The 21,541-nt window shown below is 63.0% G+C and carries 21 protein-coding genes and 1 tRNA gene; 7 read left to right on the plus strand and 15 right to left on the minus strand.

From position 1 onward, the window contains the following. Positions 1–114 precede the first annotated feature (114 nt). Both AC5PZ0_RS20830 and AC5PZ0_RS20835 read left to right on the plus strand, forming a co-directional pair. Positions 115–191: transfer RNA gene (locus tag AC5PZ0_RS20830), tRNA-Arg, on the plus strand. Positions 192–351: 160 nt separating this feature from the next. Next, complete coding sequence (locus tag AC5PZ0_RS20835) at positions 352–2,082, plus strand: dipeptidase (RefSeq protein ID WP_493855658.1); 1,731 nt, start codon at positions 352–354, stop codon at positions 2,080–2,082. Between the two features lie 130 nt (positions 2,083–2,212). On the opposite strand, the gene AC5PZ0_RS20840 is transcribed toward AC5PZ0_RS20835, so the two are convergent. The 3 genes from AC5PZ0_RS20840 to AC5PZ0_RS20850 are packed head-to-tail and all read right to left on the minus strand — an operon-like array spanning position 2,213 to position 6,237. Further along, a complete protein-coding gene (locus AC5PZ0_RS20840; protein ID WP_027595145.1) occupies positions 2,213–3,046 on the minus strand; it encodes a hypothetical protein in 834 nt (277 codons plus the stop codon). Continuing rightward, positions 3,043–4,650, minus strand: coding sequence for a hypothetical protein (locus AC5PZ0_RS20845; protein ID WP_493855659.1), 1,608 nt, complete (start codon positions 4,648–4,650; stop codon positions 3,043–3,045). Before AC5PZ0_RS20845 ends, AC5PZ0_RS20840 begins: the two co-directional genes overlap by 4 nt. 21 nt (positions 4,651–4,671) lie before the next feature. Next, the gene (locus AC5PZ0_RS20850) at positions 4,672–6,237 is read right to left on the minus strand and encodes an OmpA family protein (protein WP_274887233.1); all 1,566 of its coding nucleotides are present in this window, start codon (positions 6,235–6,237) and stop codon (positions 4,672–4,674) included. A 256-nt stretch (positions 6,238–6,493) separates the two neighbouring features. On the opposite strand from AC5PZ0_RS20850, the gene AC5PZ0_RS20855 reads away from it, so the two are divergent. After that, a complete protein-coding gene (locus AC5PZ0_RS20855; protein WP_238212755.1) occupies positions 6,494–6,931 on the plus strand; it encodes a CBS domain-containing protein in 438 nt (145 codons plus the stop codon). 6 nt (positions 6,932–6,937) lie between these two features. Here AC5PZ0_RS20855 and AC5PZ0_RS20860 read toward each other — a convergent pair whose 3' ends face one another. From AC5PZ0_RS20860 to AC5PZ0_RS20870, 3 genes are all read right to left on the minus strand, one after another. Beyond that, complete coding sequence (locus tag AC5PZ0_RS20860) at positions 6,938–7,576, minus strand: hypothetical protein (protein WP_027595141.1); 639 nt, start codon at positions 7,574–7,576, stop codon at positions 6,938–6,940. Positions 7,577–7,645: 69 nt separating this feature from the next. Then, the gene (locus AC5PZ0_RS20865; protein WP_085273890.1) at positions 7,646–7,888 is read right to left on the minus strand and encodes a DUF2789 domain-containing protein; all 243 of its coding nucleotides are present in this window, start codon (positions 7,886–7,888) and stop codon (positions 7,646–7,648) included. A gap of 61 nt (positions 7,889–7,949) precedes the next feature. Then, a complete protein-coding gene (locus AC5PZ0_RS20870) occupies positions 7,950–8,408 on the minus strand; it encodes an aminoacyl-tRNA deacylase (RefSeq protein WP_027595139.1) in 459 nt (152 codons plus the stop codon). Between the two features lie 99 nt (positions 8,409–8,507). Between AC5PZ0_RS20870 and AC5PZ0_RS20875 the strand changes: the two genes are divergently transcribed. After that, entirely contained in the window at positions 8,508–9,857 is a 1,350-nt protein-coding gene (locus AC5PZ0_RS20875) for an NfeD family protein (protein ID WP_099428046.1), read from the plus strand. A gap of 2 nt (positions 9,858–9,859) precedes the next feature. Next, positions 9,860–10,612: a slipin family protein gene (locus AC5PZ0_RS20880; RefSeq protein ID WP_027595137.1), complete on the plus strand. Its 753-nt coding sequence runs from the start codon at positions 9,860–9,862 to the stop codon at positions 10,610–10,612. A 31-nt stretch (positions 10,613–10,643) separates the two neighbouring features. Here the strand turns inward: AC5PZ0_RS20880 and AC5PZ0_RS20885 are convergent, their stop codons facing one another. Both AC5PZ0_RS20885 and AC5PZ0_RS20890 read right to left on the minus strand, forming a co-directional pair. Further along, entirely contained in the window at positions 10,644–11,276 is a 633-nt protein-coding gene (locus AC5PZ0_RS20885) for a LysE family transporter (RefSeq protein ID WP_027595136.1), read from the minus strand. A 312-nt stretch (positions 11,277–11,588) separates the two neighbouring features. Next, entirely contained in the window at positions 11,589–13,499 is a 1,911-nt protein-coding gene (locus tag AC5PZ0_RS20890) for an ATP-binding cassette domain-containing protein (protein ID WP_493855660.1), read from the minus strand. Positions 13,500–13,549: 50 nt separating this feature from the next. Here AC5PZ0_RS20890 and AC5PZ0_RS20895 point away from each other — a divergent pair, with 50 nt between their 5' ends. Beyond that, a complete protein-coding gene (locus AC5PZ0_RS20895) occupies positions 13,550–14,032 on the plus strand; it encodes a TIGR02444 family protein (RefSeq protein ID WP_493855661.1) in 483 nt (160 codons plus the stop codon). Here the strand turns inward: AC5PZ0_RS20895 and AC5PZ0_RS20900 are convergent. Then, complete coding sequence (locus AC5PZ0_RS20900; RefSeq protein ID WP_493855662.1) at positions 14,008–15,078, minus strand: AlgP family protein; 1,071 nt, start codon at positions 15,076–15,078, stop codon at positions 14,008–14,010. The two genes, AC5PZ0_RS20895 and AC5PZ0_RS20900, sit on opposite strands and share 25 nt — an antisense overlap. Before the next feature lie 228 nt (positions 15,079–15,306). Here AC5PZ0_RS20900 and AC5PZ0_RS20905 point away from each other — a divergent pair, with 228 nt between their 5' ends. Continuing rightward, positions 15,307–15,957: an FKBP-type peptidyl-prolyl cis-trans isomerase gene (locus AC5PZ0_RS20905; RefSeq protein ID WP_493855663.1), complete on the plus strand. Its 651-nt coding sequence runs from the start codon at positions 15,307–15,309 to the stop codon at positions 15,955–15,957. Positions 15,958–15,966: 9 nt separating this feature from the next. On the opposite strand, the gene rsd is transcribed toward AC5PZ0_RS20905, so the two are convergent. The 6 genes from rsd to hemC all read right to left on the minus strand — a co-directional run bounded on the left by rsd (position 15,967) and on the right by hemC (position 21,506). Next, positions 15,967–16,437 (minus strand): sigma D regulator, encoded by a 471-nt coding sequence (gene rsd / locus AC5PZ0_RS20910; protein ID WP_493855664.1) that lies wholly within the window; start codon positions 16,435–16,437, stop codon positions 15,967–15,969. A gap of 231 nt (positions 16,438–16,668) precedes the next feature. Beyond that, positions 16,669–17,175, minus strand: coding sequence for a disulfide bond formation protein B (locus AC5PZ0_RS20915; RefSeq protein WP_493855665.1), 507 nt, complete (start codon positions 17,173–17,175; stop codon positions 16,669–16,671). Between the two features lie 244 nt (positions 17,176–17,419). Beyond that, entirely contained in the window at positions 17,420–18,658 is a 1,239-nt protein-coding gene (locus tag AC5PZ0_RS20920; protein ID WP_186703109.1) for a heme biosynthesis protein HemY, read from the minus strand. Further along, positions 18,655–19,755, minus strand: coding sequence for a uroporphyrinogen-III C-methyltransferase (locus AC5PZ0_RS20925; protein WP_097151363.1), 1,101 nt, complete (start codon positions 19,753–19,755; stop codon positions 18,655–18,657). The genes AC5PZ0_RS20920 and AC5PZ0_RS20925 overlap by 4 nt, the downstream gene beginning before the upstream one ends. 45 nt (positions 19,756–19,800) lie before the next feature. After that, entirely contained in the window at positions 19,801–20,568 is a 768-nt protein-coding gene (locus tag AC5PZ0_RS20930) for a uroporphyrinogen-III synthase (RefSeq protein WP_493855666.1), read from the minus strand. After that, entirely contained in the window at positions 20,565–21,506 is a 942-nt protein-coding gene (gene hemC / locus AC5PZ0_RS20935) for a hydroxymethylbilane synthase (protein ID WP_493855667.1), read from the minus strand. The genes AC5PZ0_RS20930 and hemC overlap by 4 nt, the downstream gene beginning before the upstream one ends. Positions 21,507–21,541: the final 35 nt, after the last annotated feature.

Consider the following 21,541-nt stretch of genomic DNA (forward strand, 5'->3'; position numbering starts at 1 on the left):
TCTTCGCAGCACAAGGCTGCTCCTACAGGCGTTATGCCCAAAGCACGGGTAAAAACAGCTACAGATCAAGGCGATGGACGCAACCGAAACAGATGGGTATCATGCGTGCGCGTTGCACTCGTAGCTCAGCTGGATAGAGTACTGCCCTCCGAAGGCAGGGGTCGTGGGTTCGAATCCCGCCGAGTGCGCCATCTTCGAAAGCCCTGGGATTTTTCCCGGGGCTTTTTCGTTTGTGCGACATGTCGCGTTTCTGGTACTCCCGTACTGCAGAGCATTGGTGTTAGCGTGGGCACCTTCCCGTTTTTCGAACGGGTACCCCCAACAATGACTCGCGAAGGAATGCGCGCGCCCATGTACCTGAAAAAACTCACCGCTACCTCACTGCTGCTGGCCAGCATCGGCCTGTTCAGCGTACCGGCCCATGCCAACCTCTCCCAGCAACAATCCGCGGCCATCATCAAGGCCTACGACGGCACAGAACTGGCGGACTTCAAACAGTTCATCGGCAAGCTCAACGGCAGCGACCTGGCCAAGGCCGACAACCTCGGCGAGACGCTGAGCGCGTACCTGGCCAACAAGCCGCTGGCCGACGAGCAGCAGAACGAAATCAACCGCCTGCTGGGCCTGTATACCCGTATCAAGTACGGCAAGGCCGCCACCGAGACCCTGCGCGAACTGGTGGCCATCCCCACCTTCAGCGTCGATGGCGTACCGCAGCACGAGAACCCCGAGTTCCTGAAGATCGCGGACAAGATCAAAGCCCTGGCCGAAGGCTTTGGCCTGACGTTCCGCAATATCGACAACCGGGTCTACGAGATCACCCTGGGCGAAGGCAAAGAGGTGGTCGGCATCCATGCCCACGCCGACGTGGTGCCGGTCAACCCGGACAACTGGAAGCTGGACGATGGCACTCGCCTCGACCCCTTCAAGGTCACGCTGGTGGGTGACCGCATGTATGGCCGCGGCACCGAAGACGACAAGAACGGCATCGTCGTGGCGCTGTATGCGCTGAAAGTGGCCAAGGACGAGAAGCTGCCGCTGGCCCGGCAACTCAAACTGCTGGTGGACACCACCGAAGAAACCAGCGGTGACGCGATCCCTTACTACTTCGAGCGCAACCCAACGCCCGACTACAACCTGGCGCTGGATGGCGGCTACCCGGTGGTCATCGCCGAGAAAGGCTACGGCACGGTCATGGCCAGCTTCGCCAAGCGCGCCGGCACCGGCAAGGGCGCCGAAATCACCCACCTCACCGGCGGCCTGGCCACCAACCAGATCCCGACGACGTCGGTCGCCACCCTGGCCAGCGACAAGCCTGCCGAACTGGCGGCCAGCCTGAACAAGGCCGGTGCCGCGTATGTGAAGGGCAACGGCGGTGATTTCAGCATCGATGCCAAGGTGGTTGGCAAGGACGTGCAGCTCACGGTGAAAGGCGTCTCGGCCCACTCCTCGGAGCCGGAGTCCGGGGTTAACCCGGTGGCGCGCATGCTGGTGTTCATCGATGGCCTGGGCAAGCAGGTGCCACTCAAGCACAACCAGTTCACCGACGCCGCCCGCTATGCCAGCGACAACTGGGGCCTGGACTACCTGGGCAAAAAGCTCGGCGTGGGCTTTGAAGACGCGTTCATGGGGCCGCTGACCGCCTCGCCGACCTTTGTCGGCGTGGACGACAAGGGGCTGAAACTGGCGGTCAACCTGCGTATCCCGAAGGGCAAGGAAATTGCCGTGATCAAGGATGACCTGGCGACCAAGCTGGATAAATGGAAGAGCACCAGCCACGTCCCGGTGGCCTTCGACTACAGCCTCGACGCGCCGATGTACCGCAACCCGGAGGGCGAGTGGGTCAAGGCCCTGCTTGCCGTGGCCAGCGAGAACCTGGGCATGAAGCACGAGTTTGGCACCTCGGCGGGGGCTACCTCGGTGCATGACTTGCCCAACGGCGTGCAGTTCGGCCTGGCCATGCCTGACGTGAAATACACCGGGCACAACGACAACGAGTTCAAGACCGTGGAGCAGTTCATGCTGGATCTGCAGGTAGTGAGCGAGATGGTCGCGCGCATCGGGCAGATGCCGAAGCTGTAGCGCAATCACCTGTAGGCGCAGCCTTGTGCTGCGAAGAGGCCGGTAAACCTAGCAGAGTTGCATACTCAGTACCGGCCTCTTCGCAGCGCAAGGCTGCTCCTACAAGGGTGCGTATTACCCGGAGGCCGGGTTACCGAAGGTCGGTACTCAGGCTAGGCGTGCCAAAGCCTTCCAACGTTGCGTTGGACGCATTCAAGTACTGCGCCCAGAAGTCGTTCAGCGCATCCATGGTCTTGCCAGAGCGGTAGGCATGCTTCACCGCGTCGGTGACCAGCCCAGCGCCAGACACATACACCCGTGCGCCTTGCAGGTCGGCGTACAGCCCCTTGCTCTGCGCAAGCTTCAGCTCGTTGCCAACGTTCAGTTGCTTGATCTGGTTGGCCGCGTAGAAGCTGGTGTAGTCGGAATGCTCAAGCATGTCCGAAATCAGGTACACCACCCGCTCCTGGATACCCTGCTCTTTGCCCATGTCTTCACCGACACGGCGCAGGGTGTTCATGATTTCGCTCTTGGGGATGTCCTGACGCGCCTCGCGCAGGCCCTTCACGAACAGCCCGCCGAAACCGGTCTGAAACGCCTTTTTCTGGGTCGCCAGGCACTGGTCCAGGCCACGCAGCTTGCGCATGTTCACATCGTCGCGAACCTCGCCCTGCAACGGCGTGTCCAGCTCGCCGGCATACACCAGGCGCTGATACTCACCCGGCAGGAACGCCGAGAAGGTATAGAGCCTGACGCGATCGCCCGGCTGCACGAACCGGTCGATCTGGCCCCAGGCGCTGCGCTGCAGGTCTTCTGGCATCGGGATGGTCTGATCGATGATCACCACCAGCTCGCGGCCGGAACCTGCAGGCTTGATGTCTGCCAGGCCGTTGCGCGTGTAGCAGCTCTGCAGATCGTTGCGTTCGGCGGCCAGCGCTGCACACGGCAGCGCCAGCGCCAGGATCAGGGCCTTGGCAAGCCTCATGACAGCATGCCCTCCTTCTTCGCCGGGAACAGGCCAAGCGCCTTGAGTGCTTGCTGTTGCTCGCGGATGTCGCGCAGTTGCGCCTCGCTGACATTCAGCGCACGGCTGGCGGCGGCCAGGCTTTCTTCCGGCAGGCCAGTCACATCGTGGAACTCGGAGGCCTTGATAGCGACCGGCTCGGCCACTGCAGCAGCAGGGGCAACAGGGGCTACGGCAGGCGCAGGCTCGACCGGCATCGCGGCGACAGCAACGGCTACAGCCGCGGGTGCTGGTGCAACGGTTTCAATCGGCCGGGCTGGCTTCTCTGGCTGCTCCGATACTTTGTCAGCCTTGTGTTCGACGAAGCTCAAGAAATTGCGGCGGGCGGTGTTTTCCCCATCCAGTGCAGTCAGCACATTGGCATCGGTGTGATCACGGCTGGACAACAAGGTCTGCAAGCGGCGCAGCTTGTCATCGGCATGGCTGGCGATGGCCGAACGCTTCTGGTCCATCGCATCGAGCATTTCTTCGGAGGTGGCGTACTTGTGGGTGCGCTGCCAGGCGGTGTGCGAGTGCGTACCGGCGAAGAAGTAGCGGCTGGCCAACCACAGGCTGATGCCTTGGATCGCCACGTAGATCAGCGACAGCATCACGTAGGTCGTCAGGCTGGCCTTGCGGATCGCCTGCATCTTGTCGTCGATGGTGGCGTTATCCGCTTCATCGTTGATGGCCTGGGATTCTGCTGGCAGGTCGAACGGCGAGCCCGCGGTGCTGCTTTGCGTGGACGCTTCGGCACGCATGCCGTTGACCATCTCGGTCTCGATGCTGTCCAGGGTGGCCGAACGGATGAGGAAGGCACCAATGGCCATGGCCACCACGAACGCACCGCAGGTGATCAACCAGAAGAACTTGCGCGTGACGTTGGCGTTCACGTCCTTCACACGGGCCAGCAACTGCTCGTAGTCAGGCTTGTCCGAGTCGCTGAAGGAGTCTTCCAGGTTGATGGCTTTGTTGGCTTTCAGCGAGCGCGAGCGCTTGGAAGGCTCTTCACCCTGCCACCAATGGCGGGCGCGAGCGACCAGGCTGTTGTGGTGCACCGCGTGCCCGGCAGCCTCGGCCAGAAACGCCGACGCAACGGCCAGCAGAATCGCCACGAATGCCGTCAGCCAGTGACGGTCATTGGTCGACGCGTCCATGTTGACCCAGCCGGCGACCACATAGGCAAACCCCATGGCCTCGATCACCACCAGCAACAGGACAACCGCCAACACCCACCACGGCCGCGCAGAACGCCCGGCCTCACCGGCCTTGGACAGGTAGTCCAGGTAGGCACTGTAGGCGTTCGCGTCCTTGGCGTAGAGCTTGAACTTCTTGTTGTACACGTTCGACAGGGTGACTTCGTGGTTGATCCAGCCTTCAGCGTCGACCGAAGCCGGCTTGCGCGACAGGCGCGCGACCGTACCGATCAAGGGGAAGCTGTGCCAGACACGGGTCAGGAAGTAGGAAACCTCTTCCCAATAGTTACGCACGATCACCGCAGTGATCAGCAACGAAAGCAGGCCGGCAGAGAGCAACTGATTGGCGAGAATCAGTGATTTAAGTGCAGCGAGCGAAAAGTCTTCCATTCAGGACGTCCTTGACTGGGGTTATTTGGTAGCCGGGATCGGCTTGTAGGAAGCGACGAACGCGTCACTGCCGGCGGCATAGAACAAGGCACCTTGGCTGACCTCGGCGTTGCCTTTGCTGAATACGATGTCCATGCACGAAATCGATGCCTGGGCATCACTGGCGAAGACCCGGTAGAGCACTTCGCTTTCGCCTTCATAGGTGTTGGCCACGGCCTTCATGGTGCGTGGTTTGTGCTGCGTGGGCTGTTTGTAGTCTTCGACCAACTGCAGAATCGGCTGGCGGTCGACCATGGCGTTCTCACGCAAGATCGATACCGGCGACACGGTCACCAGGTGCCCGTTGACCAGGTTGGCCCAGACCCGGTTGTTGTAACCCGGCAGGTAGTCCTTGGTGGCACGGCGCTGCAAAGGTTGGTCGTTGACCATGCTCAGCACTTCACCGGCATTGCGTGGGCGGTCGGCCTCGCAGCTGGACATCGGCATCTGCGCGGCGTATGCGCTGCTGATCAGCGTGAAGCCACTCTGTTTCGGCTTGATATTCTGCGCCATGGTCCAGCTGTAGTTGGCCACGGGGGTACCGGCGAAATCGACCTGCGGACGCACAGCTGCAACAGCCTTCGCGGTGCTGGTGCTGGTGCTGCTGGTACTGGTGGTTGCGCTGGCGGTACTGCTGGCCGTGGCCGGCGTGCGCTGTGCCGTGGTCGGCTTGCTCGCGGCAGGCTTGCTGCTCGCTTGTGCGGTAGTGGTCGCCTGCCGAGGTTTGGCAGCGGTCGAGGTGCCGTAGTGCAGGTAGCGGGTGTTGCCCGCTTCTGCCTGGGCGCGCATTACCAGGGCCTGTTCGTTGGCCAGCTCGACGATTTCCACACGGCGGTTCTGGCCACGCAGCAACGGGTCGCTGTTATCGGCAATCGGGCGCGATGCCCCGGCGCCTTGGTAATAGATGGCACTGGCCGGGATGCCGGCCTGCAGCATGACCTTGCCCACGGTCTTGGCGCGGCGCTCGGACAGCTTCTGGTTGAAATCGGCATTGCCCACGGCATCGCTGTGGCCAACGATCAACAAGCGACGTGCCTGCGCCTCCTTGGCGGCGGCCTGCTTGTCGGTGGCGGCCGGCTTGGCATACATCTGCGCCAGCTTGGCCACGGCGCGCTGGCCGTTGGGGGTCAGTTGGTCGGAGCCGGTGGCGAACATCCCGGTGTCTTCGATCTGGGTCACCAGGCCCGCCTGTTCAGGGACGGCGGTCACCACCGCAGCCGAGGCAACGGTCAACTTCTCGGTGGTGATCTTCAGGTTCTCTTCCTTGGCGATGCGGTCAAGCTCCTGCAAGCGCGACTGCCAGACATAACCGGCGATGCACCCCAACGTGCCGCCGACTGCAACGCCCGGCAAGATGCCGTCCTTGCCTTTAAGGGCATAACCGGCAGCGCCCCCTGCAACAACCCCGACACCGCAGAGCACGGGCATGCCGTAGTCCCTGCCAATGTCTTTAACGCTCTTGGAAATATTGTCGATCTGTTGGCTGCTGCAACCGGCAGCGGTAATGAAGGCGCAACTGAGCGCTGTGAGGCGAAACATGCTTTGCATTGCGGCTCCTTGCCGAAACAGGTCTGGATGATGGCAACTTGACATGCATTGTCACAGATTATCGGGGATTTTGCCCCACCCAGGTAAGCATCTCCAGCGCCGGATACACGGCTTGCCAGGGTGCTTGGTACACAATCGATTCAACCATGACGTTTTTCAATCGCCTCCATGCCGTTTCCTGCATTGCCGTGCAGAGCGCCGTATCGGATGCTTTATTTACGTTGAGACAGCGCTTATTCCATCCGCAGAGGCCCGTATGAAGACCGTCAAAGAAATCCTCAAGACCAAGTCGCAACACCAGACCGTTTACACCATAGGCCCTGATGACTCGGTGCTGGAGGCCCTGAAGCTGCTGGCGGAAAAGAATATCGGTGCGCTGCCGGTGGTGGAGAACAATCAGGTGGTGGGCATTGTCAGTGAACGTGACTACGCCCGTAAGTTGGTACTGAAGGGCCGCTCGTCAGCGGCAACGCCAGTGCGTGAGATCATGAGCGCCCCGGTGATTACGGTGGACCCGACACAGAGCTTGGCATATTGCATGAACGAGATGACCGATCGGCATTTACGTCACCTGCCAGTGGTCAGCAATGGCGAACTGCTGGGCCTGTTGTCGATTGGCGACCTGGTGAAGGAAACCATCGCCGAACAGGCCAACCTGATCCTGCAGCTGGAGCAGTACATCCGCGGCGAGTAAACCGCCTCAGTGGTAGGCGCGCTCCAGTTCGTCCAGTTGGTGGTCGAAGCTGCGCAGGCGCGCCGACCAGGTGTACACCAGTACTTCAAGGTCGCGGTTGAGCACGGCAGTGGTGCCATTGCCCGTGCTCGTCGGCTCGCCCAGGTCGAGCTGATAGCGTTCGCGGGCCATGGCCGCCGCCACGCTGGAGAGGTCCCGTGCGTTGGCCAGCCAATGGTGGTGGTGATCGTGGATTTCGCGGTCGAGCGCCCGGCACTGGCGCTTCAAGGCGTCCAGGCTTTGCTCCAGCGGGGTGCCCTTGAGCTCACCCATGACTTCTTCGAAGGTGCGCCCGGAGTGCCAGTAGCTGCCCCAGAAATAGCGGTCGAATACCGTTTCGACCCGGCGCAGGGCAACCTTGGTGTTCCAGATGGTTAGCAACGTTCGCCCCTGGATCACCTCACGCTTGTTCAGGCGCAACTGTTGCCAGGCGATCCAGGTCAGCGCCACCAGCGCAACCGCCACGGTGACCGCGGCGGCGGCGTAGAGAAACTGCACCGCCTGGTTCATCTGTTGCGTCTGCCTGATGCCATAGAAGTAACTGGCCGTCAGCGTGCCCAGGATCGTCACGGAGCACCAGAACCCTGGTGCGTAGGGATCTTTCATCGCGCTATCCCCTTATTGTTTTCCTGAGCATAGCAACGGCCAATCACTCGTCAGGTGCCGCTCGGCGCTTTATTTTCGGGGGCGGCGCAACGCCTCGTTGAGTTGGTCGAAAGGGACTGCCCAATCAGCATCTTCGTTGATGCTGTCCTTGAGGAAGTTGCGCTGGGCATCGGTCCAGAACGGGGCATCGACCAGCTTGATCTCGTTTTGCAGCGGCGAGTGGCTGGTGATGAATTGATCGATACTCAAAGCATCGTCAGGCAAGCCCAGCTGTTTGAACAGCTCGGCGAATGGATGGATCGGTGCTTCCATGATTCCTCCTAAAAGCCGGTCAGGCCGTCCACGACGCCCGCCCGGCGTTGGCTTGAGAACATCAGCACAGCTCACGCACTTCGGCGTGCGGTACCAGCTTCATGAACTGCTCCATGCTCATGTGGATCAGGTGATCGTGGTCACCCGCCTCCAGGTAGACATCACCTTGCCGGGTAAGGGTCGGGTCGAGCAGCATTTTTATATCGTAGGCATCGCCAAGTGCCGGCACTGCGCCGCGTTCGCAATCGCCGAACAGCGTCGGCAGGCCGCTTTCGCGGGTCAGTTGCCAGGCGCCCGACATGCGCACCTTGCTCATGTCCAGATGCCGGTTGGCCGGTAGCACGGCCAGGATGTAGTTGCCATGCCGGTCATCGAGCACCACCGACTTGGCGACCCGCTCGGCGGGTACACCGGCCGTACGTGCCGACTCCAGGCTGGTGGCTGAATGTGGATGGGGAATGATGTCGTAGTCGCAGTTGGCCTTGTCCAGGCGAGCCTGCAGGGTCTTTGCCATACGCATGATGCACCTCCGGTATTGCGCCCCCAATCTTCAATTTTAGGCCCTGGCCCGGCAGGCATGACTAAACTTGTGTAATAGAGACGAACGAGGTGACGACAGGTGGCCGCTCGCTGGTGGCGCTGGCTGTTGCTGTTGATGCTGCTTGGGCTGGCACCGGGCAGCCAGGCAGCGCCCGGTGCCGTCTGGGTGTTGAGCATCGACGATGCCATCGGCCCGGCCAGTGCCGACTACCTGGTGCGCAGCCTGGACCAGGCCCATGCGCAAGGCGCGCAACTGGTGGTCATCCGCATGGATACCCCTGGCGGCCTGGACAGCGCCATGCGCCAGATGATCAAAGCCATCCTCGCCAGCCCCGTGCCGGTTGCCAGCTTCGTCGCGCCCAGCGGTGCACGGGCCGCTAGCGCTGGCACTTACATCCTTTATGCCAGCCATGTCGCAGCCATGGCCCCCGGGACCAACCTGGGCGCGGCCACCCCGGTGCAGATCGGCGGCCCCCCGGGCATGCCCAAGGACGACAAGGCCAAGCCCAGTGGTGATGAACAAACCCTCGCCCGCAAGCAGGTCAATGACGCTGCTGCCTACATACGCGGCCTGGCGCAGCTGCGCGGGCGCAATGCCGATTGGGCGGAGCAGGCCGTGCGCGAAGCCGTCAGCTTGTCGGCCAGCGAGGCATTGCGGCTGAAGGTGGTCGACCTCGTGGCAACTGACCTGCCCGACCTGCTGCGCCAACTCGACGGCAAAACACTGGACGCTGCCGGCCAGCCGCAGCAGATGCACACCCGCGCAGCCAGCCTGGTCGAACACCTGCCGGACTGGCGCACACGCCTGCTGGCCGTCATCACCAACCCCAGCGTGGCGCTGATCCTGATCATGGTCGGCGTGTACGGCCTGCTGTTCGAGTTCATGAGCCCCGGCTCCACCGTAGGCGGCGTGATCGGCGGTATCTGCCTGCTACTGGCGCTGTATGCCCTGCAATTGCTGCCGGTGAGCTACGCCGGGGTGGCGCTGATCCTGCTCGGGCTGGCGTTCATGATTGCCGAGGCGTTCTTGCCCAGCTTTGGCGTGGTCGGCTTTGGCGGCATCGTGGCCTTCGTGGTCGGCGCAGTGATTTTGATGGACACCGACGTGCCTGGGTTCGGCATCCCCTTGCCCTTGATCGCCAGCCTGGCAGTGCTGTCGGCGCTGTTCATCGGTGGCGTGCTGGGCATGGCCCTGAAAGCGCGCAAGCGCGCCCTGGTCAGCGGCGATGCCGGCTTGGTCGGCAGCCTAGTCACGGTTACCCAGGTGCTGGCAGACAACCCGTTCTGCGGTTCGGTGCAGGCGCAGGGCGAACAGTGGCAGGTTCAGTGCGCGACGCCACTGCAGCCTGGCCAACACGTGCGAGTCACGGCGCGCCGTGGCGTGATGCTGGAGGTCAGCGCTGCTGCACCTGCGGCCCAAGGAGAATGACGATGTTCATGCAATTGGGTTTCGGCGCCCTGCTGATGCTGCTGGGCGTGTTGTTGCTGTCGGCGTTCCGGATCTTGCGCGAGTACGAGCGCGGCGTGGTGTTCCAGCTGGGGCGGTTCTGGCAGGTGAAAGGGCCGGGGTTGATCCTGCTGATCCCGGTCATCCAGCAGATGGTTCGGGTCGATCTGCGCACGGTCGTGCTGGATGTACCGCCGCAGGACGTGATCACCCGCGACAACGTCTCGGTCAAGGTCAATGCCGTGCTGTACTTTCGCGTGCTCGACCCACAAAAAGCGATCATTCAGGTCGAAGACTTTCTCGTCGCTACCAGCCAACTGGCCCAGACAACCTTACGCGCCGTGCTTGGCAAGCATGAGCTGGACGAGCTGTTGGCCGAGCGCGAGCAACTGAATGCCGATATCCGCCAGGTGCTGGACGCGCAAACCGATGCCTGGGGCATCAAAGTGGCCAATGTCGAGATCAAGCACGTCGACCTCAACGAATCGATGGTGCGTGCCATCGCGCGCCAGGCCGAGGCCGAACGTGAGCGACGGGCCAAGGTGATTCATGCCGAAGGGGAGTTGCAGGCGTCCGAAAAACTGATGCAGGCGGCGCAGATGCTCAGCAAAGAGCCAGGGGCGATGCAGTTGCGCTACATGCAGACGCTGGGGGCGATTGCCGGGGACAAGAGCTCGACCATCGTCTTTCCACTGCCGCTGGATTTGCTCAAGGGCTTTGTGGAAAAGCCGAAATAACCGGGGGCGCTTGTGCGCCCCCGATGGCCAGTCAGATAGGCGCGCGACGCAGGGTCGCGAGGAAGGTTGCCGCGCCGATGAACAACCCGGCAAAGGTGCGGTTCAGCCGCTTCTGCTGTTTGGGTGTACGCAGCAGGCGCAGCACCCGCGAAGCCAGGCCGGTGTAGCCCGCCATCACCAGCATGTCGACGGTGATCATGGTGACGGTGATGGCCACGTACTGCGGCAGCAGGGCCTCATGTGGGTTGATGAACTGCGGCAGCACCGCCAGCATGAACACCAGTGCCTTGGGGTTGCTGACGTTGACCAGAAAACCACGGAACACCAGGCTCAGCGGTTTGCCGATCGGGCGCACGGCAGACTCTTCGCTCATGTCCATCGGCAGCGCGCGCCATTGCTTGTAGGCCAGGTAGACCAGGTAGGCAACGCCAAACCACTTGATCACCGTAAAGGCGGTGGCGGAAGCGGCGAGGATGGCGCCGACGCCGGCGGCGATGATGGCGATCTGTACGATCAGGCCAATCTGCAGGCCTAGCGCGTTCCAGTAACCGCGCCAGAAACCGTACTGCAGGCCGCTGGACATCGAGGCAATCGCCCCGGCCCCCGGTGAAAGGCTGATCACCCAACACGCGGCAAAGAAGCCCAACCACACTTCCATCGACATCACACACCTCGCTCGAACATATGTTGCAAAACGTTAAGCTAAGATGTTGGCGAAAAAATAACCAGCGGATTTTGCAGATTTGTTTAGGGTTTGGGGTTTTGGTTGCGGTTGAGATCGAGCGCCGCCCGCGCGGCGTTTCGCAGCACAAGGCTGCTCCACGGGCCAGTTATTCCTGTGGCATGGGCGCGAGACCCCTTTGCGCCTGACACGAACAGATGTAGGAGCAGCCTTGTGCTGCGAAACGCCGCGCGAGCGGCGCTCGATCTCACAAACGCTAAAAGGCTCCCGCCCTACGCCCCAAAGACCTCAGCTTCAGGACAGCGCCTCAAGCTCGGTCTGCATGCTTTCCAACGTTTCCAGCGCTTCCATCCAGGATTCCTCAAGCTCGCCTTCGCGCTGCTTGAGCTTGCTCTGGCGGGCCAGCACATCGCGCAGTTCATCCTTGCGCGCCGCCTCGTACAGGCCACTGTCGCCCAACGCTGTTTCGATCTCAGCCAGTTGCGCATGCACCTGGTTAAGCTCGGCTTCCAGCTTGTCGGCCGCCTTTTTGTGCGGTGCCAGTTGCTGACGCAAGGCCGCTGCAGCCTGGCGCTGAGCTTTCTTGTCGGTCTTGTCCGGGTTGGCCGGGCTGTTGCTGACCGGCGCGTTGCGCTGACGGTACTCGACCAGCCAGCGGCTGTAGTCTTCCAGGTCGCCATCGAACGTATCGACCTTGCCGTCAGCCACCAGCAGGAAATCGTCGGTGGTGCTTTTGAGCAGGTGACGGTCGTGGGAAACCACCACCACAGCACCGGCGAACTCCTGCAAGGCCATGGTCAGCGCCAAGCGCATTTCCAGGTCCAGGTGGTTGGTCGGTTCGTCGAGCAGCAACAGGTTCGGCCGTTCCCAGGCGATCAGCGCCAGGGCAAGGCGGGCCTTTTCACCACCGGAGAAATTCACCACCGGCTCGTCGACACGGTCACCGTGGAAATCGAAGCCGCCGAGGAAGTCGCGCAGCGTCTGCTCACGCTCGGTCGGGGCAATCCGCTGCAGGTGCAACAGCGGGCTGGCCTTGTCGTCGAGGGAGTCGAGCTGGTGCTGGGCGAAGTAGCCCACCGCCAGGTTCTCGCCACGTACCAGGCGCCCGGACAGCGGCTCCAGCTCGCCGGCAAGGTTCTTGATCAGGGTCGACTTGCCCGCGCCGTTGGGGCCGAGCAGGCCGATACGCGCACCCGGCACCAGCTGCAGCTTGACCTTCTCAAGGATGGCCTTGTCGCCATAACCCAGGCGGCCTTCGGACATGTCCAGCAGTGGGCTGGAGATTTTCTGCGATTCGCGGAAGACGAAGTCGAACGGCGAATCGACATGCGCCGCCGACAACTCTTCCATGCGCTCCAGGGCCTTGATCCGGCTCTGGGCCTGGCGGGCCTTGGTGGCCTGTGCCTTGAAGCGGGCGATGTACTTTTCCATGTGCGCACGCTGGGCCTGCTGCTTCTCGTAGGCTTGCTGCTGTTGCGCCAGGCGCTCGGCACGGGTGCGCTCGAAGGCGGTGTAGCCGCCCTTGTACAGGTTCAGCTTGCGCTGCTCGACGTGCACCACGTGGTCGACCACGGCATCGAGGAAATCGCGGTCGTGGGAAATCAGCAACAGGGTGCCGGGGTAGCCCTTGAGCCAGTCTTCCAGCCAGAGGATGGCATCCAGGTCCAGGTGGTTGGTGGGCTCGTCGAGCAGCAGCAGGTCGGACGGGCACATCAGTGCCTGTGCCAGGTTCAGGCGCATCCGCCAGCCACCGGAGAAGTCACCGACGCGGCGGTCCATCTGTTCGTTGGTGAAGCCAAGGCCGGCCAGCAATTTGCGTGCTCGGGCATCGGCGGTATAGCCATCGGCACTTTCCAGCTCGCTGTGCAGGCGCGCCAGGGCCGTGCCGTCGTGCGCCGTTTCGGCGATGGCAAGCTCGGCCTGCACCTTGCGCAGGCGCACGTCGCCATCGAGCACATAGTCCACCGCGAGGCGATCGAGGGTATCGACCTCCTGGCGCATGTGGGCGATGCGCCAGTCGCCGGGCAGCTGGCAATCGCCGGAATCGGGCGAAAGCTCACCGCGCAGCAAGGCGAACAGGCTGGATTTTCCGGCGCCGTTGGCACCGATCAAACCGGCCTTGTGGCCGGCGTGCAAGGTCATCTCGGCGCCTTCTAGCAAGCGCTGCGGACCACGCTGTAAAGTGAGGTTGGATAGTCTGATCATGATGGTCGCGGAGTCTACCAGCTTCCTCGGCCCGTAGCGTGAGTGGAATCATGTACACCGACCTGTGGAATCACGCCCTGGCCTTGTATGCCAGGGCCGGCGTGGAAGAGGCCTGCCTTGACGTGCAAGCGTTGGGCGGTGACGTTTGCCTGTTGCTCTGCGGCACCTGGCTGCAAGCACGCGGCGTGGCCGCGACAGGTGAGCGCACAAAAGCCCTGCGCGACATTGCCGAACCTTGGCAGCGTGAGGTGGTGACGCCATTGCGTAACCTGCGCCAGCAATGGCGCACGGCAGCGCACAACGATGCGCAGTTGGCAGCGTTGCGTGAGCAAGTAAAGGGGTTGGAATTGCAGGCCGAGAAGGCCTTGCTGGAACGCCTGCAGGCGTGCTCGCAACAGTGGCCCGCGGACTCGCACGAGCCCACGGACGACTGGCTGGCCCGGCTAGCGCCGGACCAGGCCCAAGATCACCGCGCGCTGCATCAATTGCGCGTCGCGGCGGCAGCGCTTCAGGATGCCGAAGACGGCGCCTGAGCCGGGGTGCTGGCGGGTGCCGACGGTGCTGCGGCCGGGCTGGCCGAGTTGGTCGCGGCGGCAGGCGCACTGGTGGCAGCCGTGGCGGGCTTGGTTTCGGCTGGCTTGCTCGCGGCTGGTTTGGCAGCAGCCGGTTTTGCAGCCGCTTTCACCGCCGGTTTTGCAGCCGGTTTGGCGGCAGTACGCGCGGGTGCTTTAGCGGCAGCCGCGGGCTTGGCAGCAGGCTTGGCCGCAGGTTTTGCAGCTGCAGGTTTAGCTGGGGCTTTGGCCGCTGCAGGTTTGGCTGCCGGTTTAGCAGCGGCGGCTTTGGCTGGCGCCTTGGCAGCAGCTGGCTTGGCTGCGGGTTTTGCAGCTGCAGCCTTGGCCGGTGCTTTGGCAGCGACGGCTTTAGCGGCTGGCTTGGCCGCAGGTTTGGCGGCGGCGGTTTTGGTTGGTGCCTTGGCGGCAGCGGCTTTTGCTGGCGCTTTGGCCGGCGCTTTGGTGGCAGCGGCTTTGGCGGCTGGCTTGGCGGCAGCAGCTCTGGCCGGCGCCTTGGCTGCAGGTGCTTTGGCGGCAGGTTTGGCGGCCGTGGCGCGTGCTGCTGGCTTGCTGGCAGCCTTGGCCGGTGCTTTAGCAGCAGCTGGTTTTGCAGCCTTGGCAGCGACGGCGCGCTGGTCCAGTGCCTTGCTGGCGGCTTCACGCACCTTGCCCACACCTTGGGCCAGCTTCAGGCTGTCCTGGGCATCACGCTTGAGCTGTTGGATGTAGGTACGGGTCTGGGTCTGGCGGTCCTTGAGCGAGTCGAGCAACCCTTCAAGTTCACCGATAGCTTTTTGTGCCTTGGTCTGCGCCTTGGCTTTACCTGCCTTGGCCGCATCCTGCAGTTTCAGGCGACCGTTGTGCAGTTTCTCTTGTGCCTTGCCACGTTGCTTTTCCAACTTGGCCAGCAGTTTTTCCGCATCAGCCAGCGCTTGCGAGCAGGCATCTTCCAAATGTTCGAGCAGGCTGCCCGAAAGTTGCTGGAGCAGGTGCAACGGCGTACTTACTGGCTTCTTTTTGGCCGACATGGTTTACCTCCTGGCTGACGAGATTGCGGCTCATACTATGCTTCTGCTGCTACCGCCGCTAGGGCATGTTGACAGTAATATTTACGCCGCGTTGCATGCCTGGGCAAAGTTGTTATCTTGCAGCTCCGTGAAAGTGTAGTTGCTGAATTAAGCGTTGCTCATATTTGGCAGATACAGGCCAACCCCGATGTTGGCTGCTACGGCCCGCTCATTGCGCAGGAACTGTCCATGCCGCGTTTTCTTGTTTTAGGTTTGTGCCTGGTGGCGCCTTTTGCCCTGGCCAATGCAGACGACCACGACCTGGCCTACAGCCTGGGTGCCAGCCTGGGCGAGCGGCTGCGCGAAGAGATGCCGGGGCTGCAACTGGACGCCCTGGTCGAAGGCCTGCGCCAGTCCTATCAAGGGCAACCACTGAAGCTCGACAAGGCACGTATGCAGGCTGTGCTGCAGCAGCATGAAGCGCAAGCCGACAACGCCGCCGAGCAGGCTCAGGCAGAAAAAATCAAGGCGGTGGAAACACGCTTCATGGCCAACGAGCGGGCGCGTGCCGGTGTGCATGAACTGCCCGAAGGCGTGCTTTACAGCGAACTGCAAAGCGGCGCCGGCGCGCAGCCGAAAGCGGGTGGCAAGGTACAGGTACGCTACGTGGGCAGGTTGCCGGATGGCTCGGTGTTCGACCAAAACCAGCAGCCGCAGTGGTTCAGCCTGGATTCGGTGATCGAAGGGTGGCGGGTGGCGTTGCCTCGGATGCATGCAGGCGCGAAATGGCGCCTGGTGATTCCGTCAGCGCAAGCCTACGGTGCCGAGGGCGCGGGTGACCTGATCGCGCCCTATACCCCCTTGGTATTCGAGATCGAACTGCTGGCGGTTGGCGACTGACGCCACGCCTCAGGCTTCGACCGTGCCCTCTTCCTTGTGCGCGTTGTGCAACACCTCGATCAGGCAATCCTCCAGCTCGAAGCGCTCGTGCAGCAGGGCACCCAACTTCGTCAGCTTGTCGGCGAAACGTTCTGGGTCCGTGCACTCACCCTTTGCGCAATGGTCATTGAAGGCCAGTGCAATCTGGGTGCTGTCATCGATGCGTGGGTTGATCTGCGTGGCCAATTCAAGGCCGCGAGTGTCGCCGAAGGCCTTGGCTTCACTGACCAGCTGTTCGCTGACTTCGAAATGCCAAGCCGAGACATAATCGACCAGCACCGCGCAAAAATCGCGGTTCTTGTCCTTGTCGGCGAAGGCTGGCTTGGCGTCGCGCAACGCGCGGAAAGCCTGCACCAGTTCATGGCGCTCCTCCAGCCAACGGTCGATCAGCTTGTGAACCCCACCCCAGCGTTCCTGGGCGTTCTGACAACTATCGAGCATGGCGATCTCTTCCCTTCTGGGTAGATGCCGCTGCACCTCGCACCACGACCGCGCAGCACAAAGGTGACATCAGCAGGACGGCATCGAGCAGTTGTATTTTCGGTATGCGTGCTGGGAGATTATTCCCGCGCGTGCTGACCATCAAGGTACGCAGCAGACAAAGTTCATACAAGTGTTTAATACCCCGTTACAACACCATTGGTCGCGATAGCGTCCCAGGCTTGCGCCAGGTCAATCGCCCGCCAGGGTGCGGAAACGATACGCCAGTAGGCGGCTCAAGGGCAGCGCGCCCAGTATCAGGAATGCCAGCAGGCTCCATTCAGGCAGTGTCAGGTCAACAAAGCTCCAGGTCAGCGCGTTGCAATCCGGGCCACCCAGCAGCAATTGCCGCGCAGCTTCACGCCAGGATTGCTCGAACACATCCCAAATCGGAGCCGGGCACACGTGAACTGCCCCACCCGCCCCTTGCAGCCAGACATGCCGTGCCGCCAGCAACGCCCCCGCCGCCGAGCAGGCCAACAGTGCTTGCGAGTAACGGCGGATACCCGACCTTCCCGGTGCCTGCAGCACTGCGCCCAGGCAAAGCAGCCCATACAGGCCCAGTAACAAACGTTGACTGAAGCACAACGGGCACGGCACCAGCCCCAGCGCACTTTCCAGGTGAAATGACCCGGCCAGCACAGCCAACGCGGCAAGGCAGGCAGGAAAGAAAAAAGTGCGTAAACGGGCCGGCAGCATGGGCGATGGAGGTCCCGGGGAATGAAGTGGCTTGAAACGGTAGAGGAAGTAACCGCTGTGTTTCAAGGCACTACAGGGACGACAAGTCGCTGAATAGCAAAGGAAGTTTCCTGCCTGGCAGTAGGAAACGTCTTAAGAAATGGACTGCAGAACTAACTTATATCGCCGGACAAGTTACCCGCCCCCTTAGCCAGCACGCTGGCGCGAACTAAGGGGTAACCCAGGTAAAACGCTTAGGCGTAACTCAGGCGCGCACTGCTTCTGGCAACGGCAGCGCCAGCAAGCGCTCATCCAGCAAGCCGAGGCCTTCCTGGAACAGCTGGTTGCTGCGCTCGGTCTCGCCAAGGCCGGCGAGCAAACGGGCCAGTTCGGCACAGGTTTCCGGGTTGCGCTCCATCTGCAAGCTGCTTTCCAGATAGTCCCGCGCCTTGCCCCACAGGCGGTTCTGCAAGCTCAGACGGCCGAGGGTCAGCAGCAGGCTTGGGTCCTGTGGATGCGCCTTCAGCCAGCCTTCGGCTGTTTGCAACTGGCGCGCCGGGTCATCACCGCGCACCAGGCCATACAAGCGAGCCAGGTGGCTTTCGTACTCACGCTTGAGGGCCGTGCGCAGCACTTGCTCGGCTTCGCCCTGGGCGCCGACCTGGCGCAGCTGCTCGGCGTAGGCCAGCACCAACTGCGGCTCCTGGCGCTGGGCGGCAGTCAGTTGCTGCCAGGCACGTTCCAGGGCCTGACGCGCACTTTGCGCATCCTCGCCGCGGGTTGTCGCCAGGCTCAGGTTCTGGCCCCACGCACGCTTTTCAAGCTCGGCAAGCTCAGCCGCTGGCAGCACCTTGCCCTTGCGCAGGTCAGGCAGCAGGCGAATCAGCGCCGACCAATCGCCACGTTCCAGGTACAGGCGCTGCAGCAGGCGCAGCACCTGGGTGTTATGCGGGTGCCGCGCCTGCATCGCCAACAGGGTTTCCAGCGCACCGTCCGTGTCGCCACGGTCCATCTGCAACTGGGCATGGGTCAGGGCAATGGCCAGTTCCGCCTGCGGCTGACGCTCCAGGGCGCGCTCAAGCAGGTTGTCGCTGTCTTCCTTGCGGCCTTGCTCGTTGGCGGCGCGGGCGGCGCCGAGGTAGTACAGCAAGGGCTGGCGTTCAGCTTCGGCGGCGCGGTGCAGGTGGCGCTGGGCACTGGCCCAGCGGCCCTCGGCGAGGTCCAACTGGCCTTGCTCGATGGAAAGACGGATGCGCCGGCTGCGGTTACGACGCGACCACGGGTTGACCACGCCGCTGGAGGTCAGCACCAGGCCAACCAGGTAGCGCAGCAACCCGAGCAGGGCGATCACGGCCACAAGCCCCGCCAGCGCCGCCCAAAGCCCCGACTGGTAGCGGAAGCTGCCATAGGCGATCAAGACGTAGCCACTGTGCTTGGCCACCGCAATGCCCAGCGCGGCGGCGATCACGATCGCCAGTACGGCCAGCAGGTAGACCCGCTTCATGGTTTGCCCCCTTCACCCTCGGCCGGCAGGTGGCGGCGCTGGATGTAGGCTTGCACCGAGGCCAGGCTCTCGCTCAGGTCAGGGGTGACCACAGACACCGGTTGCTCGGCCAAGGCATTGAGGCTGTCGAGCATGGCCTTGCTTTGTGGGTTGTCGGCATTGAAGTTGGCCAGCAGTACGCTGCGCGCATCATCCAGTGCCTGGGTGTAGACCTTGGCCTCGCCATTGAGCGCGGCCCACTGGGCTTGCTCGATGGTCAGGCTCAGGGCCAGGCGCAGCTGGTTGAGCGACTGCCCGGCCAGCAGCGGCCGCACGTTGTCATCGGCGTTGAAGTCGATCTGGAAATACTTCGAGATTTCCGCCCACCACTGCGACCAGCGACTGGCGCCATCGCCGTCGGAGGTCAGCGCACCGAGCGCATCGGCATTGCTCTCGAACTCAGGCGACTGGGCACTGAGTTGTTGCACCAGCTCGCGCTGTGCAGCCAGTTTGAGGAACAGGCCCGTGCGGTCTGGCTGCTGCGTGCTGTTGAGGGTTGCCAGGCTGCGCGCCAACTGCTCGCGGGCGGCGAAGGCACCGGGGTCGCTCTGCTCGCGAAGGATTTCGTCGGCGCCTTCGACCAGGGCCTTGGCGCTGGTGATGTCCTGCAGCGCCGAGAGGCGCAGGGTAGCCAGGCGCAGCAAGTGTTCGGCCTCTGCCAGGCGCCATTCCTTGCGGCTCTCGCCCAGCACGGTTTCCAGACGCTGGCTGAGGCGTTGCTGATCGCCTTGCAGCTGCGAAACGAGGCGGCGGCGGTCTTCCAGCTCGCTGGCGGCCGGCAGGCTGGCCAGCTGCGCGCTGATCTGCTGTTCACGCTGCTGCAGCGCTTCGGCGCGCTGGTTCAGGGCTTCAAGGTGCTGCCCTTGGTTGAATTCGCTGCCTTGCAGTTGCCGCACCTGCCAGACACCCCAGCCACCTATTGCGACCCCGGCCGCACCCAGCAGCAGCGCCAGCGCTGCCAGACCGGTGCCGGAGCGCTTGGCGGGTGTGGCGGTGACGGGATCCGCCGGCGTCTGGGCCGACGGCTGATCGTTATTGGACAAGACAGTTTCGCTCACGTATCCATCCTTTGCATGGGGGCGCTAGGCGTTCAGCTTAGCGCCTTAAGAGGCAGGTGCAGCGCTGCGCTGCACAGCTGCCAGCAAGGCCGTGGCACTGGCGCCACGGCAATCCACAACCTGTTGGGCCCCGGCGGCCCTGGCCTGCTCGGCAACCCGCGGGCTCGGCACGAACAGCGGCAGACGCGCCACCTGCGGCCAATCGGCGCCGGCCATCTGCTGCAAATGTTCAAAACCCTGCCCACTGCTGACCACCAGGCCATTGAGGCGTTCCGCTTCGATGCGACGCATCAGCGTGCCCGCCGGGTACTCCGGCAGGCAGCGACGATACAGTTCCAGATAATCGACACTAGCACCTTGCTCTGCAAGACGCTCTGCCAGCAGTTCGCGACCTCCCACGCCACGGACGATAAGGACGCGTGGTGTAGGAAGCGCGATAGCGTCGCGCAAGACCGGCAGTGCGAGCAAGGCCTCGCTGTCGTCACCTTGCGTAGGGAAAGTCACCTGAAGACCGGCGGACTGCAGCACTGCAGCCGTTGCTTCACCGACGGTAAACCAGCCGGTTGCCGGAGGCTGCAGGCCGGCGTGCGCGAGTTGCTCAAGCAGCAACCTGGCGGCCGGTTTGCTGACCACGATCATGGCCTGGTAGTGCCCCAGCACGGCAAGCCGCTGACGCGCCACGTCGCCCAATCGCACAGGCTCGATCGCCAATAACGGCAGGCAGTTGCTGGCCACGCCGGCGGCTGCCAGGCTCTGCGCCAGTGCCGCGCAGTCCTCTTCAGGCCGGGTCAGCAACAGGCGCCAAGGGCTCACGGGTGCCCGGCCTCGCCATAGACTTCCTTGAGGATGGCCTCGGCGCCTTGGCCGAGCAGGTCTTCGGCAACCTGCACGCCCAAGGCTTCAGCCGACGCGCGCGGCGCCCGGGCATCGGCCACCAGCAAGGTGCCACCGCTCGGCTGGCCGACCAGGCCGCGCAACCACAATTGGTCGCCTTCAAGCACTGCGTAGCAGGCAATCGGCACCTGGCAGCCGCCATTAAGGCGCTTGTTCAGGGCCCGTTCGGCCACCACCCGGTCGGCGGTGTCGAGATGGTGCAGCGGCGCCAGCAGTGCATGGATTTCGCTGTCGGCACTGCGGCATTCGATACCCACTGCGCCTTGGCCGCCCGCGGGCAGGCTGTCATCGACGCTGATGCTGGCGGTGATGCGGTCTTCGAAACCGAGGCGGATCAAGCCGGCGGCGGCGAGGATGATCGCGTCATATTCGCCAGCGTCGAGCTTGGCCAGGCGGGTATTGACGTTGCCACGCAGGAAGCGGATTTCGAGGTCTGGCCGACGCGCCAGCAACTGGGCCTGGCGGCGCAGGCTGGAGGTGCCGACGATGCTGCCGGCGGGCAAGGCTTCGAGGCTTTCAAAACGGTTGGAAACGAACGCGTCGCGCGGGTCTTCCCGCTCGCAGATGCAGTACAGGCCCAGGCCTTCAGGGAAGTCCATGGGCACGTCTTTCATCGAGTGCACGGCGATGTCGGCTTCGTTGTCCAGCAGGGCGGTTTCCAGTTCCTTGACGAACAGGCCCTTGCCGCCGATTTTCGCCAGCGGCGCATCCAGCAGCTTGTCACCGCGGCTGACCATGGGCACCAGGGTCACGATCAGCCCAGGGTGCGCCTGCTCGAGGCGGGCTTTGACGTATTCGGCCTGCCACAGGGCCAAGGCACTTTTACGGGTGGCAATGCGGATTTCGCGAGTGGACATGGAACGCCCCGATGCAGAGAAATGCTGCCGATGAT

The sequence above is a fragment of the Pseudomonas sp. 5.2 genome, from assembly GCF_059025405.1.